Genomic DNA, 1,243 nt, shown 5'->3' with positions numbered 1-1,243 from the left:
GGCTCTCCCGTACCTGTGGTGATAAGCACGGCTTATTTAAATAAGCAAGCTAATAACTTTTCTCGTAAATAATCAAAGGTCTTAAAGCCATAGCTTTGTCTAATAATCAACTTAATCTTGTTATTAATTCCCTCCATCACACCACTAGTTGTTTTATTAACAAAATAATGACAAATTTCTTCAATGTGCTTTTCTAAGGTATCGGCAACTTGACCTAAAATAATCCGAGCCGAAACTAACCATTTTTTTAATCTTCTCAATCCTATTTTAACTGTGGTACTCGTTTCATAAATATCTCGTAATTCGTTTTTTAATTCATAAGCCATGCTTAAACAGGGAGAGTGATTTAATAGTTGTTGTAAATCAGATTTTTCTGACTCAGTTAAATTTTCGGGATTTTTCAGAAGTAAACAGCGATTTTTTAACCCTTTTAAATCTAAAAGTAATCGGATTTTATTTAAAGCCTTATTTACCAGTTGCATGACATGAAATCTATCAATTACAATTAAAGCATTAGGAAAAACTTCTCTAATAACTTTCTGAAAACCGCCCCACATATCTACACTTACTTCCTTGACATTCTCTCTCATAGCCTGTGGTTGAGACTTTAATTCTTCTATGATTTCATCACTTTTATGGGAATCTATGACTTCTAACAATGACCCTTTATCCAGATCGCTAACGACAGTAACAAACTTTCTTTTTCCTTTTTCTTTACTAAATTCATCTAAACTCAACCTTTCTGGGAGTGACCAGTCTTTTTTTTTTGCTGGCGATTCTGGAAAAGATATTTTGCACTTGTTCGGCACTTAATTGTTCATTATGGCTCACTTGTTCTACTGTTAACTCTTTGACCCTTTCATAAATATATTCTTCATATCTTTTGGTATAATTTCGCCCGGTTTCTAAAAAATCTAAAGCTTCAGTTGAATATTTTTGACAAGATTGGCAATAAATTTGTCTTCTCGGCACTTTTAGATATACTCCTTGACCACAAATTGATAAATCTCTGATTAAAATCGGACGATTTTGATGGAGTTCCCCTGTCTGTTTTTCACAATAAATACAACTAACTTTATCGTTTAATAAATCCAGTTGTAGAATCTTGAATCCTTCTCGATCATAACAAGTAAAAACACTTACATTCGGTAAATTTAATAAAATATCTAAGTGAAGATCCATTGGTCGCAACCTAGTAAAATGTAGTATCTGATACATTTTACCACAGGATGCCGAAAGAGCC

2 protein-coding genes are annotated in these 1,243 nt (G+C 32.7%); both read right to left on the bottom strand.

The genetic code is table 11. From position 1 onward, the window contains the following. Window positions 1–32: 32 nt before the first annotated feature. Complete coding sequence (locus PY364_RS25030; protein WP_275570415.1) at window positions 33–737, bottom strand: ISL3 family transposase; 705 nt, start codon at window positions 735–737, stop codon at window positions 33–35. Next, the coding region (locus tag PY364_RS25025) for a transposase family protein (RefSeq protein ID WP_275570414.1) at window positions 724–1,243 on the bottom strand (520 nt) is incomplete at its 5' end. The genes PY364_RS25025 and PY364_RS25030, both read right to left, overlap by 14 nt.

It is taken from the genome of Kamptonema sp. UHCC 0994 (genome assembly GCF_029167235.1).
In the GTDB taxonomy this organism is placed as follows: Bacteria; Cyanobacteriota; Cyanobacteriia; order Cyanobacteriales; family Microcoleaceae; genus Kamptonema.
This window is presented reverse-complemented; position numbering and strand designations above follow the sequence as displayed.